This is a genomic window from Pelagimonas sp. (assembly GCF_050633425.1).
Lineage (GTDB): Bacteria > Pseudomonadota > Alphaproteobacteria > Rhodobacterales > Rhodobacteraceae > Pelagimonas.
In genome coordinates this window covers 300,164-315,516 of record NZ_JBOEGM010000020.1, presented here as the reverse complement: position 1 = coordinate 315,516, position 15,353 = coordinate 300,164, and the positions used below count along the sequence as shown (strand labels likewise).

Below are 15,353 nucleotides of genomic sequence, written 5' to 3'. Positions count from 1 at the left end.
GCCCGCCCTTTTGCCCCCCAAAGGGGCGTTTTGATCGGAACGTTTCATGACACCAGCAGGCTTTACAGTAGCCTTCGCCGCCCTGTTTTGGGGTTTGGGCGGGGCGATCTGGCTCCTTATGCGGCGGAGATATACGCTTCGCCAGATACCGCAATTCTTTATGGATCTCCTGGGTTTTCCGGTGGAACTGGCCCAAAGCCTGTTTGGCCGCGCCGGCGTTCCCTATGCGCTGTTGCTCCCGAATATGCTGATCTTTGGCTTTTTCACCTTTTTGCCGATGATCCTTAACTTTTACGTCTCATTCACAGGCGGCGCGTCGATCTCACTCTTTGATCGCCCCTGGGTTGGTTGGGAAAAATACGCAGATATCTTCACCTGCGAAAACTTCTTGTCACCCAAGTCCTGTTCGAACCCCGGCTATAATTTCTGGACCGGCATGTTTAACACGCTGTGGTTCGTGTTGATCCAAGTGCCAATCCTGTGCGTCGCGGCGCTTATCACTGCGCTGGTGGTCAATCAAAACATCCGTGGGCGCGGGTTTTGGCGGGCGATGTTCTTTTACCCTGTGATGCTGTCACCGGTGGTTATCGCCAATATCTGGAACTGGGTTTTGCACCGCAAAGGCGCGCTCAACGCCAGCATCGGAGAAGCGCGTGATGCCATGACCGGCCTTGCAGGGCTCAGCGGATTTGACATGGTCGCTACAGTGATCTTTGCCGTGATCCTCTTGATCGTGTCTGAACGCAGCTTGCGCTCAAATGACGGACCATCGGCATCTTGGACCGCCGTATTTGGCGTGCTGATTGCGATGCTGGTCTATTGGTCACAGCCGCTGAGTGTGATTGGTTTGCCCGGCTCTGGCTGGCTTGGCCTTGTTCTGGCGGCTGCGCTGTATTGGGCGGTTTCGACCGAACAAAGCTTTGCACGCATGGCCATTATTGGCGCGGGCATCCTCGCCGTGATTTTGCTTTTGATGATCCAATTCGACGCCGTGTTTAGTTTTGGCCGCTACCGCCCAATCAATTGGCTGGTCACCCCCAAAACAGGCTGGCCGTTCTTCTGGCTGGTCTTTGTGTTCTGCTGGAGCCATATGGGGTTTTATATGCTGATCCTTTTGGCAGGCCTGCAAGCCATCCCAAGCGATCTATATGAAGCCGCGAAAATGGACGCGACCAAACCATTCCGGGCGTTTTATCGCATCACTTTGCCTTTGGTTATGCCGACGCTCACTGTGGTGTTGGTGCTCAGCTTGATCCGAAGTTTTCAGATTTTCGATGAAGTCTATCTGCTCACAGGGGGCGGGCCGGGCCGCGAAACCTTCATGGTGGTTCAAAACATCTACGAAGTGGCCTTCGCCAACGATCACCCCGACTATGGACAAGCCGCGGCTGGCTCGATCCTCATGGCGATTGTGATCGCGGTGTTCACCTTCTTCCAGCTGTGGCTGACACGGAGGCAATCTGACTTATGATGTGTTTTTCCCCCACGCCCCCGTGTTTCTACTTTCCCCAAATATCCCCGCCGGAGGCATCCAATCCTTCCAAGCGCGCGATCCGGGAGGCTATTAAATGAGCCGTTTAACAACTTTCCTCACCCGCACCGCGGGCAACAAGGACAAGGCCGAAACCTTCTCCATTCAGGATTTCCTCGCCTATTCTTACCTATTGGTTGGCGTGTTGGTCATTCTGGTCCCGGTGCTTTGGACGTTCTTTAGCTCGATCAAATCCGACACGGCGGTCGAAAGCTTTGACACGCGGCTTCTGCCGATGGATCAGATTTCGCAGCAAATCGAAGAGGTCGGCGACAAGGATGTCTGGGTCTATACCGCAGAAGATGGCAGTACCCAGCTGGTTTACAAAGCGGGTCCAACGCGGAAATTGACCGATGTCGCGCCCGTGGAAGACCCCGGAGCGGTGTTCCAAGTTCCGCGTAAAAGCCTCGCTCCGCATGAAGAAATGCGGGTCGCGGTTGAGAACTATCTTGATCCGATCCTGAAACAACACGGGCAGGATAACTTCCATTTCTTCACCTATCTGTACAACTCAGTCTTTGTGACCGTTGCTGCGACATTGGTGACCTTGTTGATCAACGCGATGGCCGCGTTTGCCTTGTCGAAATACCGCTTTCGAGGGCGGCTCACCTTTACGATCCTGATCGTTGCGACATTGCTTATTCCCAGCTCGATCATCCTTGTCTCGCTGTTCTTTGTGGTCTGGAGCTTTGGTCTCTTTGGGTCGCTTTGGGGGGTGATCATTCCCGCCGCCGCGACGCCAACCGGGGTGTTTTTGCTGCGCCAATACATGCTGACTATCCCCGACGAACTGCTCGAAGCGGCTCGGATGGATGCGGCCAGCGAATGGCGCATTTTCTGGCGGATCATCATCCCGCTGTCGCTTCCGGCTTTGTCGGTTCTGGCGATCCTGTCGGTCATTTGGCGGTGGAATGATTTCCTCTGGCCGCTGATCGTGCTGATCTCGGACCCCGCCGCGCACACGCTGCAATTGGGCTTGACCCAATTCGCCGGTGAGTTTGACACCAACTTCCACTATATTCTCGCCATGACTGTGGTGACGTTGATCCCGATCACGCTGGTGTTCGTCTGGCTTCAACGCTTCATCACCACCGGCATTGCTACGACAGGTATGAAATGAACGACACAGCACACGCCGCAAAAGATCCGGCGCTTCAACTCAACGATATCCGCAAAAGCTTTGGCGACGTGGATGTCATTCACGGCATCGACTTGGAAATCCAAGAGGGCGAATTCATCGTCTTTGTTGGCCCGTCAGGCTGTGGGAAATCCACCTTGCTACGTCTGATTGCGGGGCTTGATGATCCGACGTCGGGTGACATCAACCTCAACGGCAAACGCGTCAACAACGTGCCTGCGTCTGAACGTGGGCTGTCGATGGTGTTTCAATCCTACGCGCTTTACCCGCATATGACCGTGGGGCAAAACCTGTCCTTTGGGTTGGAAAACCTGCGGATGGATCGGGCGGAGATCGACAAGCGGATCAACGACGCCGCCAAGTTGTTGCAAATCGATCACCTGTTGTCGCGGCGCCCCGGTCAGCTTTCGGGGGGGCAACGCCAGCGGGTTGCCATTGGTCGCGCCATTGTCCGCGAACCGGTGATCTTCCTGTTTGACGAACCGCTTTCGAACCTTGACGCCGAGCTGCGCTTGCAGATGCGGGTCGAGATTTCGGACCTGCATGCCAAACTCAAAAACACCATGATCTATGTGACCCATGATCAGATCGAAGCCATGACAATGGCCGACCGGATTGTGGTGCTGCGCGGCGGCAATATCGAACAGGTGGGTCGCCCGCTCGATCTGTATAACCATCCCAAGAACAAGTTTGTGGCCGGTTTTCTTGGCGCGCCGCAGATGAATTTTCTTGAGGGGACATTGGCCGGCAATGTCATGTCCTTGAACTGTGGCATGGTGCGCGATGTTCCGGTGGCGCAGCCCGGTGACGGCAAGGTCACATTGGGCATTCGCCCCGAAAACATCCTTGTCGACTTGGAGGGCAAGGGCGACGAAACGGTCCGGGTTCAGAACTTTGAACAGCTTGGTGCGGTCACCTATATTTATGCGACCTTTGCCAACGGCGACACGCTGACCGTGCAACACGCCCACCAGATTCCGCTCCAAAAAGGTCAGGAGATTGGGGTAAGCTTTCCAACCGAAAGCTTCCATTTGTTTGATGCGTCCGACGCCTCCATGGAGCTCACAAGATGAAGGTCGCCTTGATTGGGCTTGGGATGGTGTCGCGCACCTTTGGTGATGCCATTCGGAATTCGGACGCTGTTGAACTATCCTATGTCTATGCGCGCTCGGCCGAAAGCCGGGCGCGGTTTTTGGCGGATTGGCCAGATTTGGGCGCGGTTGAGGCAACATCTGTGGCGGAGATCGCCGCCTCGGATGTCGATTTTGTCTTGCTCACCACACCGCCGAATGCGCGGGTCGGGATCGTCGAAGAATTGGTCGCCGCGGGCAAGCCGATCTTGATGGAAAAACCGGTGGAGCGCACGTTGGAAGGCGCGATCAAACTGGTCGAAACCTGCGAGGCAGCAAACGTGCCTTTGGGCATTATGTTGCAGCACCGCGCCCGGCCGGTGGTTGATGATTTGCGCAAGCTGCTGCCTGAACTCGGTGCGCTGCGTATGGCCGAAGTTAACGTGCCGTGGTGGCGCCCGCAGGCTTATTACGACGAACCGGGGCGTGGGTCTTATGCGCGTGACGGCGGCGGGGTGATGATTTCGCAGGCGATCCACACGATGGATTTGATGCTGTCCCTCACCGGCCCGGTGAGCGAGGTCACGGCCATGACGGCCACCAGTGATTTTCACGATATGGAATCCGAAGACTTCGTCTGTGCCGGGATGCGGTTTGAAAATGGTGCCGTTGGGCAATTGTTCGCCACGACATCCAGCTTTCCGGGCAAAGGGGAAACGATCACCCTGCATTTTGCCGCCGGATCAGTGCATCTTGAGGCCGGATTGTTGGAGATCAACTGGCAAGACGGTCGATCTGAAACCGTGGGGCAGGCGGCCTCGTCTGGGGCAGGGGCCGATCCGATGGCCTTTACCAGCGATTGGCACCGCTTTGTGATCGAAGATTTCGCCGAGGCGGTAACGCACAGCCGCGCGCCATTGGTGCCGGGGCGCGTCGCCCTTGAAGTGCATCGTCTGATAACGGCGCTTGAAGCGTCGGGGAAATCCGGGACAACGGTTCAGGTCAAACGCTAAGGGGCGCGCCCGACCTGGTGGGCGTTTCCCAACATCTTTGGATGGACTGTTAGCGCAAAATGGGCAACGGTGCCGTCTGTTGAAACGTCGCAAACGCGCCCTCCTGGGGGAGGTCGGGCGCGGCCTGGCCCATGGCCGGGCTGGACAATTCCCCCTGATGACAACTGCAAAAGCGGACAAACAGGGACAAAACACATGCCATTCAAACTCGGCGTATTGGGTATCGATCACGGCCATATTTTTGGGATGCTCACCAATATGAAGGCGCAGGGCTGCACCTGTGACGCCTATTGGACAGACGGCGCGGCGGTCACCGAAGACAAGTTTACCAAAACATTTCCCGAGCTCACCAAAGTCGCGGATCACCGTGCGATTTTGGACGATGCGGATATCGACATGGTCCTGATCTCGGCCGTGCCCGCCGATCGTGCCGCGCTGGCCATCCAAGCGATGGAAGCGGGCAAGGATGTGATGGTCGACAAACCCGGCTGCACTACCTTGGAACAGCTTGAGGCGATCAAGGAATGTCAGGCCCGCACGGGGCGCATTTGGTCGGTGAACTTCTCTGAACGATTTGAAGTGCGCGCCACCACCAAAGCCAGTGAATTGGTGTCCCAAGGGGCCATTGGCCGGGTCATCCAAGTTGTCACTTTGGCTCCGCATAAGCAAAATCTCAAAACCCGCCCGGATTGGTATTTTCAGCGTGAACGCTATGGCGGCATCCTGACCGATATCGGCAGCCATCAGGTCGATCAATTCCTGCATTTCACCGGCTCGACCGATGTGACCGTCGCTGCGGCCCATGTGGAAAACACCACCCGGCCCGAATATCCTGGCTTTCAGGATTACGGCGAAATGACTCTGCATGGCGATGGTGGCCACGGCTATATGCGGCTTGATTGGTTTACGCCGGATGGATTGCCGACGTGGGGTGATGGGCGGCTGTTTTTGCTTGGCACCGAAGGCACGATTGAATGCCGCAAATACACCGATATTGGCCAGCCGCATCGGACAGATAACCTCTTTCTGGTGAATGGTACCGAGAACACCTATATTGACTGCCGCGATGTCGATTTGCCGTATTTTCCACGGCTTGCGGCAGATGTTCAGGACCGAACAGAAACGGCATGCCCGCAGGCGCATACGTTTTTGACGATGGAGGTCTGTATCAAGGCGCAGATGAAGGCAGAAGAAAATGTATAAAGTCGCAATCGTTGGGGCCGGGATCGGCAAGGAACATTTGGCGGGGTACAAGGCCCTGCCTGAGCGATTTGACGTCACCTATATTTGCGATCTGAACGAAGAGCGCGGCAAGGCGGTGGCCGAGGCAAATGGAGTTGGTTTTACCAATGACTTTGCCCAGATTTTGGCCGATGACAGTATTGATATCGTAGATATCTGCCTGCCGCCGCATCTGCACTTTCAAAGTTGTATCGACGCTCTTGAGGCGGGCAAACATGTGGTGTGTGAAAAGCCGCTGGTGGCCTCGGTGCGCGATGCGGATCTGTTGATGGCCAAGGTCAAAGAGACCGGCAAAAACCTGTTTCCGGTGTTCCAGTATCGCTATGGGATCGGCACGGCCCAGTTTCAGGCGCTGCAGGACGCAGGCCTTGCGGGCAAGCTTTATGCCGGCTCAATTGAGACCCATTGGAACCGCAATGCCGATTATTATGCTGTGGATTGGCGCGGTACTTGGGCTGGTGAAAATGGCGGCTGTATTTTGGGCCATGCCATTCATATCCATGACTTTATTCCGGCCTTCTTGGGGTCGGTGGCGCAGGTCTTTGCCGACCTGGGCACACGCGTGAACGAGATCGAAGTCGAAGACTGTGCCGCGCTGTCGATCCGGCTTGAGAGCGGGGCGTTGGTGACATCATCGGTGACTTTGGGCTCGGCGTTGGATTACAGCCACCTGCGGCTGATGTTTGAAGGGTTCACGGTTGAAAGCGGGGCGTCGCCCTATGCGCCTGCCGCCGAGCCATGGACGTTCACCGCGCGGGCCCCAAACACGCAGGCCCAGATTGACGCGGTTTTGGCCACGGTCGGCCCGGCCTTAACCAGTTTTCCGGGCTTGTTCACCGCCGTGGCAGATGCGTTGGATGGCAAAGGAGGGCGCGAAGTGACCGCTCTTGATGGGCGCGACTCTATTGAATTTGTGACGGCGATCTATGCCTCGTCTCGTAGCAACCAGCCAGTGACGTTACCACTTGGCGCAGATCATGAGATGTATCATGGCTGGCTCCCTGAGTGACCTTTGGGCGGGCGCGCCGGAGCTTCCAGACTTGGTGGCCTCGGCTGATGCGCGTGCGATTTTTGAGACGGATTTATATGGGGCGGTGCCGCCGCCACCTGACAACGTCACTTGGTCGGCTGTCGAGAAACAGGGGTTTACTCAGCTTGATATAACCTGTGCTGCGAATGGCGGAACCCTGACTGTTTCGGTGGGCTTGTGGTTGCCCAAGACCGGGCATCCTGCGCCGCTTGTTGCGGCGCTGGATTTTTCCGGTCCGTTTGGAATTGTACCACAAGGGCAGTTTGCGCTAGACCCAAATGCGCGGGTCTATAGTGAACCGAAATGGCAGGCCGACGGGCATCTGACGGCGGCCATGGCCGGGCAGTTTGCCTATCGTTGGCCGGTTGAAATGATTACCGAAGCCGGGTTTGCAGTGATGGTGAGCTGCTATGGCTCTTGGGTGCCGGATCATCCCGAATTGTGGAGACAACACGGGGTTTCACCCCTGTTGGGCGGGCCAGACACAGGGGCGTTTTCGCTCTGGGCATGGGCCTTGATGCGCATGGTCGATGTTGCGGTGCAACTGCCGCAAATCGACAGCGAGGCGATTGCAGTGGCGGGGCATTCCCGGCTGGGCAAAACAGCGCTTTGGGCGGGGGTGAATGACCCAAGGATCGCTGCGGTCTGGGCGAACAATTCCGGCTGCGCGGGGGCGGCACCTGCGCGTCACCCGGTGGGGGAGACATTGCAACAGCTTCACAGCCGTTTTCCGCATTGGTTGCGGAAGGGGGCGGTGATCACGCCCGACGATCTAAGCTCGGATCAGCACCAATTATTGGCGCTTTGCGCGCCGCGTGGGGTCTATCTGAGTGAGGCAGACGATGACCAATGGGCCGATCCGCTAGGCAGCTATTTTTCCTTGACGCAATCCAGTTCCGCATGGGGGCAAGAGCCGCGCGCATGGCCCGACGTGGAGAGTTTGTTTGGCACAACCCGCGCGCATCGTAACGGGGCATTAGGCTATCATATGCGCCAAGGTGGGCATGATATGCTGGCCGAGGATTGGGCGCAGGTCTTGCCGTTTCTGACAGAGGTTTTCGGCGATTAAACCGAAACCTTTGCCAGGAGATCACTGCGTTCGGTTTGATCTGCGCTGGCATCGTGGATGACTTTTCCGCGCTCCATTGCCACGAAGTGATCCCCAAGATCATATGCAAAATCAAAGAACTGCTCGACCAAGAGGATCGCCATATCGCCACGGTCGCGCAGATATTTGATGACCTCGCCGATCTGTTTGATGATGTTGGGTTGGATCCCTTCGGTGGGTTCATCCAGCAGCAGCAATTTAGGTTTGGCAACCAGCGCACGGGCAATGGCGAGCTGTTGTTGTTGACCGCCTGACAGATCGCCGCCGCGACGATTGATAAAGTCTTTGAGGATCGGGAACAGCTCAAAAATTTCGTCGGGGACAAAGCGCTCTGACTTGGGCAGACACGCAAACCCGGTCTCAAGGTTTTCGCGCACGGTCATCAGCGGAAACACATCCCTCCCCTGTGGAACATAGCCAACCCCCATCTGTGCCAACGCATGCGCCGGAGTGGTTGTGGAGGTTGCTTGCCCATCGATCACCATCTCACCGTTTGAGCGTTTATGGGTGCCTGAAATCGCCTTGAGAAGTGAGGTTTTGCCAACCCCGTTGGTGCCCATCAAACAGGTGATCTTGCCCAAATCGGCCTGCATGGAAACATCATACAGGATTTGCGAATGGCCGTAATGCAGGTCGAGATTTTTGATATCAAGCATGGCTCAGCGTCCCAGATAAACGTCAATGACGTCAGGGTTTTGGGTGACATGGTCAAGACTGCCTTCGGCCAAAACAGACCCTTCGTTCAAGACAGTGACCTTGCAATTCAGGCGTCGGACAAATTCCATGTCATGTTCGACAACAACAACCGCGTGGCTCTTGGCGGCGTCGACCAGAATATCGGTGGTCTTTTCGCGCTCGGCCGGGGTCATACCGGCGGCGGGTTCGTCAACCAATAACAGGCGTGGGCTTTGGGCCAGAAGCATCCCGATTTCGAGCCATTGTTTTTGACCATGCGACAGCTCTCCGGCAAGGCGGGGCAGCTCGTCTATCAAGCCAACACGCGTCGCGAGGGCTTCGATCCGCTCTGCGCCATTGCGGGTTTTGCGGTGACGCAAGACATCAAAGGGACCGCGGGGGTTTTTCAAGGCCAGCGCAAAGTTTTCGCGCACGGTTTGTGCTTCGAACACCGTGGGTTTCTGGAATTTGCGACCAACGCCAATACGGGCGATGCTGCTTTCGCTCATCCCAAGAAGCGACACAGATTTTTCGCCAAAAATCACCCGGCCTTCGTCTGGTTTGGTCTTGCCGGTGATAATGTCCATAAAGGTGGTTTTACCTGCGCCATTGGGGCCAATAATCGCGCGCATTTCTGGCTCGGCGATCTGAAAGGACAGGTTGTTGATCGCCTTGAACCCGTCAAACGAGACCGAGACGCCGGACATTTCGAGAAGCGTGCTCATGATTTCCTCGTGAATTTGTCAAACAGGCTGGCGATGCCGCCGGGGAGGAGCAGGGTGACGGCAACAAAGGACAGGCCGAGAAGGACTAGCCACCAGTCGGTCCATTTGATGATGTAGACGCCAAGGTTGATGTCAGGGGCGCTACCGCCGGTAAAGTAGCTTGAGAGCAGCGAGACAAAGACCGCGCCGATCACGGCACCATAGAGTTTGCCGCGCCCCCCAATGGCGACCCACACCGCGAGATAGATTGAGGCGATAGGGGCGATTTCAGCCGGGTTGATGATGCCCGCCTGCGGGTAATAGAGAGCGCCCGCAATGCCAGAGACCACAGCTGTGAGGGTGAAGACAAAGAGCTTGTAGCTTTCGACATGATAGCCCAGAAACCGGACCCGCCGTTCGTCATCGCGGATGGCACGGATAACCGATCCCATTTTGCCAGCGGTGACCCAAACGAAGAGGACATACCCAAGCGCAAGGGCGGCGGCCGAGGCCCAGAAGAAGGCGATCGAGATGGTCGCCTGGGGTGTGGCTTCAAATCCGGGGATGTTTTGCAGCCCCGAGAGACCGTTGTTGCCGCGCAAGCCGCTGTCGTTTTGGAACAGGTAGAGCGCGAGAGCGAGGGTCATGGCTTGGGTCAGGATTGAGAGGTAAACACCGGTGACGCGGCTGCGAAAGGCGAGCCAGCCAAAGATGAGGGCAAGCAAGCCGGGAACAATCAGGATCATCAGGAGTTGCAGTGGCAGTGAGTGGGCAAACCCCCAGATCCACGGGAAATCAGACGAGCCGACAACGCCAAAGATTTGGTTGCCAATGGCGCTTGAGATTTCTGCATCGGTGGGGGGGATGATATTGGCCGACAGGCTCTTGGCGACGATGGCTTCGGTGCGGGCATACATCAGCCACATGCCGATGGCGTATCCACCGATGCCAAAGAACGCGAAATGCCCCAGCGAAAGGATGCCGCAATAGCCCCAGACCACGTCCATGGCGATGGCGATCAGGCACAAACACAGGGTTTTGCCCAGCGTTTTCACAAAGGAGGTGGAGATCAGGCCGACACCGGAGGCTTCGGAGAAGACCGACACCAGCAAGGTAAACAGCCCGAGAAACGCAAGAACCCAGAGGGTTGAGGGATGGCGCGTGATAAAGGTCTGGCTCATGTCTGGGCTCCGGTGGGGGAGAGTTCGCGCGGGGCGTGCCCCTCGCACGGGGGGAGGAGGTGCTGCCGATGCATCAGAGGCGCATTTTTAAAGGGGGCCTGTGGCGCTCCCGCGGAGTGTCGGGGGCAAGTTGAAGACGGGGATAAGAGGCGAGACATCTGATCAATCTCCTGCGGCGCGGCCTTTGAGGGCGACGATGCCCTTGGGCCGGAATTGGATGAACAGGATGATGAAGAGGATCATATAGGTTTGCGCGGCCAACGTGTTGGACGGGTTGAGCCATTCGATGCCCTTTTGCAGGCTGCCGATCATGCTGGCCCCGGCAAGGGTGCCCCAAATGTTGCCAACCCCGCCGACGACCACGGTCATAAAGCTTTGGACGATGTAATCAGACCCCATTTCCGAGGTGACTTTGGCATAGAGACCGATGGCCACACCGGCGATGCCGGCGATTCCAGAGCCAAGGCCAAAGGTGAGCATTTTGATGCGCTCGGGATTGATGCCCATGGAGGCTGCCATGTTTGGGTTTTGTGTCACGGCGCGGGTTTCGAGACCAAGGCGGGTGCGTTTGAGGATAAAGAGCAGCAAGCCAAGGAACATCACAGCGAGCACGAAAATGGCAATGCGGATATAGCTGATCTGGATCACGTCGTTAAAGACCAGCGCGCCGTCGAGCCATGCAGGTGAGGTCAGGGGGCGGGCCTGGGTGCCGAAGATGTTTTTGGCCAACTGTTGCAGGACGATTGAAACACCGAATGTCGCCAGCAATGTCTCAAGTGGGCGGTTATAGAGCCAGCGAATGACCAGACGTTCCATCGCCACACCGGCGGCAAAGGTGACGGCAAAGGCCAGTGGCAGGGCAACAATCAGCGACACGGTGTAATTGGGGATGATCTGTTGGACGACATAGCCGGTATAGGCCCCCATCATGATGAATTCGCCATGGGCCATGTTGATGACGCCCATCACGCCAAAGGTGATGGCCAGACCGATTGCCGCCAGGAAATAGATTGAGGCGAGCGAGATCGCGTCAAGCGCGAGGTCTGCGGATTGGCTTACGTTAACGCGGGTGTTCACTTCATCCTGCGCGGCTTTGGCGGCTGTCGTGATCTCGGCGTTGGGTTCGTCGTAGATTTCGTAGATTTGCCAGTCGCTCAGAGCTTGGGTGATGTCTGCATCCGACACGCGGGGCTGAGTTTTACCTGCATCGGCGAGCAGATCATAGGCAGTGATCCGGGCGGCTTCTGTGTTCAGTAAAACGGTGGATACCGTGCCGACCTTGCCGCCGTCGACATTGGCCTCAAGAGTTTTGCGGATGTCATCGGACGTGATTGGCGCAGGGAGACCTTGGGTGTCGACCAATAGGGCATAGGTCTCATCACGCGGGAGGTCGATCACACCGGCGACATTGCCATCCGGCTCTGATTGCGCGGCGACGGTCTTGGTTGTCAGGATCTGGGACAACACGGCGCGGGTTTCGACGCTTATGTCACCGGCAAGACCGTCGATGGCCTTGATCCGGGCCTCAGGCGTGTCACCAAATTTGGCGGCGAGGTAGGTCACAAGCTTTTGCTTGCGAATTTTCAGGGCCGGGTCGGTTTCCCCGTCAATAGACGCCTCAAGCGCGCCGAGTTGCGCGGGATCAAGCTTGCCAGCCAAAGCGGCGACGGCGTCTTGGCGGCGTTGAAGGTCGGGGGAGGAGAGTTGAAATTGGACCAAGGCTTGGGCGATGGCTTTGCGCACGCCGCCATTGGGTTTGATCTGCTTTAAGGCTTTGGGATCAGCGGCTTGGGTCTGGTCGCCGCTGTCAATATCGGTGAGGGTCAGTCCGGTATCGGACTTGGCAGCGTAGAAGAACAACCCGTCTTCACTGCGCTGATAGACCTCTTTGTTTTGCCAGCGCTCAAGGAATTCAGGCGCTTGCGGAAGACCAGATGCGGCAAGCGCGTCAAGGGCCGGGCCGATTTTCTTGCGCGAAGGTTTGGCAATCTGAGCGGAATGCTCTTGCAGGATCGACTGAAGGTCTTGGGCAAGGACTGCAGCGGGCAGGCACAGCAGGGTCAAGACCGTGAGAAGGGCACGGAGCATAGGAGATTACCTGTTGGGGAGGGGCGTCTGGGCAAAAAGGGTGCGCGCCAAACGCGCACCCAAAGATTAGCTTAGTAGTTCGATTTGATCTGAACGCAGGAGGATGTCTCGGTGTTGTACATACCGCACTCCAGGTCTTTCCAATCGGACTTCAGAACCGCAGATTCTGGCAGGTAGTCTGTCCATGCATCGCCAGGAACTTCGGCAGTTTGGCTGATGATGTCGAACTGACCATCGGCTTTGATTTCACCGATCAGAACCGGCTTGGCCAGGTGGTGGTTAGGCAACATGGTCGCTGTACCGCCGGTCAGGTTAGGATATTCCTGGCCGTACATCGCGGTGCGCACGGCGTCGACATCGGTGGTGCCAGCCGCAGTCGCTGCGTTTACCCACATGTTAAAGCCGATGAAATGGGCTTCCATTGGATCGTTGGTCACACGCTCTTCGCCCATTTTGGCTTTCCATGCGTCGATCCATGCGGTGTTGGCGTCGCTTTCCGCAGATTGGAAGTAGTTCCAAGCGGCAAGGTGGCCGGTCAGGTTGGCTGTGTCGAGGCCCGAAAGCTCTTCTTCACCCACCGAGAACGCGACAACTGGGATGTCGTCAGCCGAAATGCCAGCCGCGGCCAGTTCTTTGTAAAAGCCGATGTTGGCGTCGCCGTTGATGGTAGAGATAACGCCAACCTGCTTGCCGTCTTCACCCAGCTTCACAACGTCAGCAACGATTGTTGCCCAGTCGGAATGGCCGAATGGTGTGTAGTTGACGAAGATGTCTTCGGCCGCGATGCCCTTGGATTTCAGGTAGGATTCCAAGATGTTGTTGGTTGTCCGTGGGTATACATAGTCAGTGCCCAGCAGTGCGAATTTCTCAACACCCAGCTCGTCAAGGAAATAGTCAGTGGCCGGGATCGCCTGTTGGTTGGGGGCGGCACCGGTGTAGAAGACGTTCTTGGAGCTTTCTTCGCCTTCATACTGAACAGGGTAGAACAGCAGGCCGTTCAGCTCTTCGATGACCGGCAGAACCGATTTGCGCGATACCGATGTCCAGTTGCCGAAAATCACGTCTACATCATGTACCGAGATCAGCTCACGGGCTTTTTCAGCGAATAGGGGCCAGTCAGAAGCCGGGTCAACAACAACCGCTTCGATCTCGCAGCCCAGCAGGCCACCTTTTTTGTTCTGCTCTTCGATAAGCAGCAGCATGGTGTCTTTTAGTGTGGTTTCAGAAATCGCCATTGTGCCGGACAGCGAGTGCAGAACGCCAACTTTGACTGGGTCGGCGCATTCGGCAAAAGCCGGAGCTGACAGGGCAGCAAGAGTGGCGGTGCTGGTGAGCAGTTTGGTGAAGCAGTTCATCACATTCTCCCTGCGGGACGCTATGCTGCCATTGCGCCCGTTTAGGCGAAGGCTTAGCTTTGTCCCGCAACATTTGTTGCATCTCGTGTGGCGGCCCTGCTGAGGTCCAATTCATATGGGTCGTCACACACCCGTTTTCCGATAATGCGTTTCCTAGCGTCCCCGGCGGGTGCCTTAGTCATTCTGTTAGCCGGGCCTAGGGTCAATTGCGGCGCGAAAATGGGCGGTGACTCCCTCGTTTTTGGTGAATATTTGGGCAGTTTCCTGCGGTTTCGATTAAAAATTAGACACAATGCCCGGTCGTTCATTCTCTTTTTGCCAGAAACATTGCCGGAATCGGGGTCACGTGCTGAACAAAGTGGCGAAACGAGATGATTTGAGGGTAATCCAATCAACGCCACGTTGAGACATAAAGAGGCTAATACAGCTTTGAGGCAACCTCGCGCGATTGGAGCGCTGACCCTAAAGGCAAAAGCCCGCGGAGGCCGCAGTGCGATTGGGCATTTGCGGTCATCTGGCTGTATGAAGGCGCTGTTTCCGCGCAGCCAACATGCGCTTGAGGCCATTGTTATAAATACCGCCGGTGGGTTGACCGGGGGGGACCGCGTCTCACTTAATGCGGTTGCAGAAACCGGGGCGCATGTGTCGCTGACCACGCAAGCCGCCGAACGGGCCTATCGCAGCGCCGAAGGCTATGCGGTCGCAAACAGTCACCTGACGGTCGAGGCCGGCGCGCAGTTGAGTTGGTTGCCCCAAGAGTTGATCTTGTTCGAAGGCGCGGCACTGCGTCGTAATTTGCGGATCGAACTGGCAAGCGATACGCAGTTGTTGATGGTGGAACCCGTGGTGTTTGGCCGTGCGGCCATGGGAGAGCGGCTGCATCATGTGTCGTTCCATGATCGCATTGAAATCTCGCGCAACGGTGCGCCCCTATATAGAGACGCGGTGCAATTGGATGGCGATTTGGTGGCACAGATGGCGCGTTTGGCGCGCGGTGCCGGGGCCATGGCCAGTCTGGTTTTCGTCGCGCCCGATGCCGAACGACATCTGAACGCCGTGCGCGCCATGTTGCCCGAAACGGGGGGCGCATCGCTTTTGCAACCCGATCTTTTGGCCATTCGTTTGGTCGCAGATGACAGTTTTGAACTGCGCTGCGCCTTGCTTCCCATTCTTGATCGCCTTAGCGGCGACACACTGCCCACGTCTTGGAGACTTTGA

Annotated in this window: 13 protein-coding genes; 8 read left to right on the top strand and 5 right to left on the bottom strand. The window is 56.8% G+C overall.

The genetic code is table 11. The features are described 5' to 3' along the window. Nucleotides 1-46: 46 nt before the first annotated feature. The 7 genes from ACRBB0_RS17260 to ACRBB0_RS17230 all read left to right on the top strand — a co-directional run bounded on the left by ACRBB0_RS17260 (nucleotide 47) and on the right by ACRBB0_RS17230 (nucleotide 8,093). Nucleotides 47-1,471: a carbohydrate ABC transporter permease gene (locus ACRBB0_RS17260; protein ID WP_431375692.1), complete on the top strand. Its 1,425-nt coding sequence runs from the start codon at nucleotides 47-49 to the stop codon at nucleotides 1,469-1,471. A 97-nt stretch (nucleotides 1,472-1,568) separates the two neighbouring features. Beyond that, on the top strand, nucleotides 1,569-2,651 hold the full coding sequence (locus tag ACRBB0_RS17255; RefSeq protein WP_431375691.1) for a carbohydrate ABC transporter permease: 1,083 nt from the start codon (nucleotides 1,569-1,571) through the stop codon (nucleotides 2,649-2,651). Then, nucleotides 2,648-3,742 (top strand): ABC transporter ATP-binding protein, encoded by a 1,095-nt coding sequence (locus ACRBB0_RS17250; RefSeq protein ID WP_431375690.1) that lies wholly within the window; start codon nucleotides 2,648-2,650, stop codon nucleotides 3,740-3,742. Before ACRBB0_RS17255 ends, ACRBB0_RS17250 begins: the two co-directional genes overlap by 4 nt. After that, on the top strand, nucleotides 3,739-4,752 hold the full coding sequence (locus tag ACRBB0_RS17245; protein ID WP_431375689.1) for a Gfo/Idh/MocA family protein: 1,014 nt from the start codon (nucleotides 3,739-3,741) through the stop codon (nucleotides 4,750-4,752). The genes ACRBB0_RS17250 and ACRBB0_RS17245 overlap by 4 nt, the downstream gene beginning before the upstream one ends. A gap of 195 nt (nucleotides 4,753-4,947) precedes the next feature. Then, complete coding sequence (locus tag ACRBB0_RS17240; RefSeq protein WP_431375688.1) at nucleotides 4,948-5,955, top strand: Gfo/Idh/MocA family protein; 1,008 nt, start codon at nucleotides 4,948-4,950, stop codon at nucleotides 5,953-5,955. Further along, nucleotides 5,948-7,003: a Gfo/Idh/MocA family protein gene (locus ACRBB0_RS17235; protein ID WP_431375687.1), complete on the top strand. Its 1,056-nt coding sequence runs from the start codon at nucleotides 5,948-5,950 to the stop codon at nucleotides 7,001-7,003. Before ACRBB0_RS17240 ends, ACRBB0_RS17235 begins: the two co-directional genes overlap by 8 nt. Beyond that, nucleotides 6,984-8,093, top strand: coding sequence for a hypothetical protein (locus ACRBB0_RS17230; protein ID WP_431375686.1), 1,110 nt, complete (start codon nucleotides 6,984-6,986; stop codon nucleotides 8,091-8,093). Before ACRBB0_RS17235 ends, ACRBB0_RS17230 begins: the two co-directional genes overlap by 20 nt. Here ACRBB0_RS17230 and urtE read toward each other — a convergent pair. From urtE to urtA, 5 genes are all read right to left on the bottom strand, one after another. After that, nucleotides 8,090-8,788 (bottom strand): urea ABC transporter ATP-binding subunit UrtE, encoded by a 699-nt coding sequence (urtE, locus tag ACRBB0_RS17225; RefSeq protein WP_431375685.1) that lies wholly within the window; start codon nucleotides 8,786-8,788, stop codon nucleotides 8,090-8,092. The genes ACRBB0_RS17230 and urtE overlap by 4 nt on opposite strands. A gap of 3 nt (nucleotides 8,789-8,791) precedes the next feature. Continuing rightward, a complete protein-coding gene (urtD, locus tag ACRBB0_RS17220) occupies nucleotides 8,792-9,532 on the bottom strand; it encodes an urea ABC transporter ATP-binding protein UrtD (RefSeq protein ID WP_431375684.1) in 741 nt (246 codons plus the stop codon). Continuing rightward, nucleotides 9,529-10,692: an urea ABC transporter permease subunit UrtC gene (urtC, locus tag ACRBB0_RS17215; protein WP_431375683.1), complete on the bottom strand. Its 1,164-nt coding sequence runs from the start codon at nucleotides 10,690-10,692 to the stop codon at nucleotides 9,529-9,531. The genes urtD and urtC overlap by 4 nt, the downstream gene beginning before the upstream one ends. 162 nt (nucleotides 10,693-10,854) lie before the next feature. Next, nucleotides 10,855-12,780, bottom strand: a complete 1,926-nt coding sequence (gene urtB, locus ACRBB0_RS17210; protein ID WP_431375682.1) for an urea ABC transporter permease subunit UrtB — start codon at nucleotides 12,778-12,780, stop codon at nucleotides 10,855-10,857. A gap of 71 nt (nucleotides 12,781-12,851) precedes the next feature. Further along, nucleotides 12,852-14,135, bottom strand: coding sequence for an urea ABC transporter substrate-binding protein (gene urtA, locus ACRBB0_RS17205; RefSeq protein ID WP_431375681.1), 1,284 nt, complete (start codon nucleotides 14,133-14,135; stop codon nucleotides 12,852-12,854). 429 nt (nucleotides 14,136-14,564) lie between these two features. On the opposite strand from urtA, the gene ACRBB0_RS17200 reads away from it, so the two are divergent. Then, nucleotides 14,565-15,353 (top strand): urease accessory protein UreD, encoded by a 789-nt coding sequence (locus tag ACRBB0_RS17200; RefSeq protein ID WP_431375680.1) that lies wholly within the window; start codon nucleotides 14,565-14,567, stop codon nucleotides 15,351-15,353.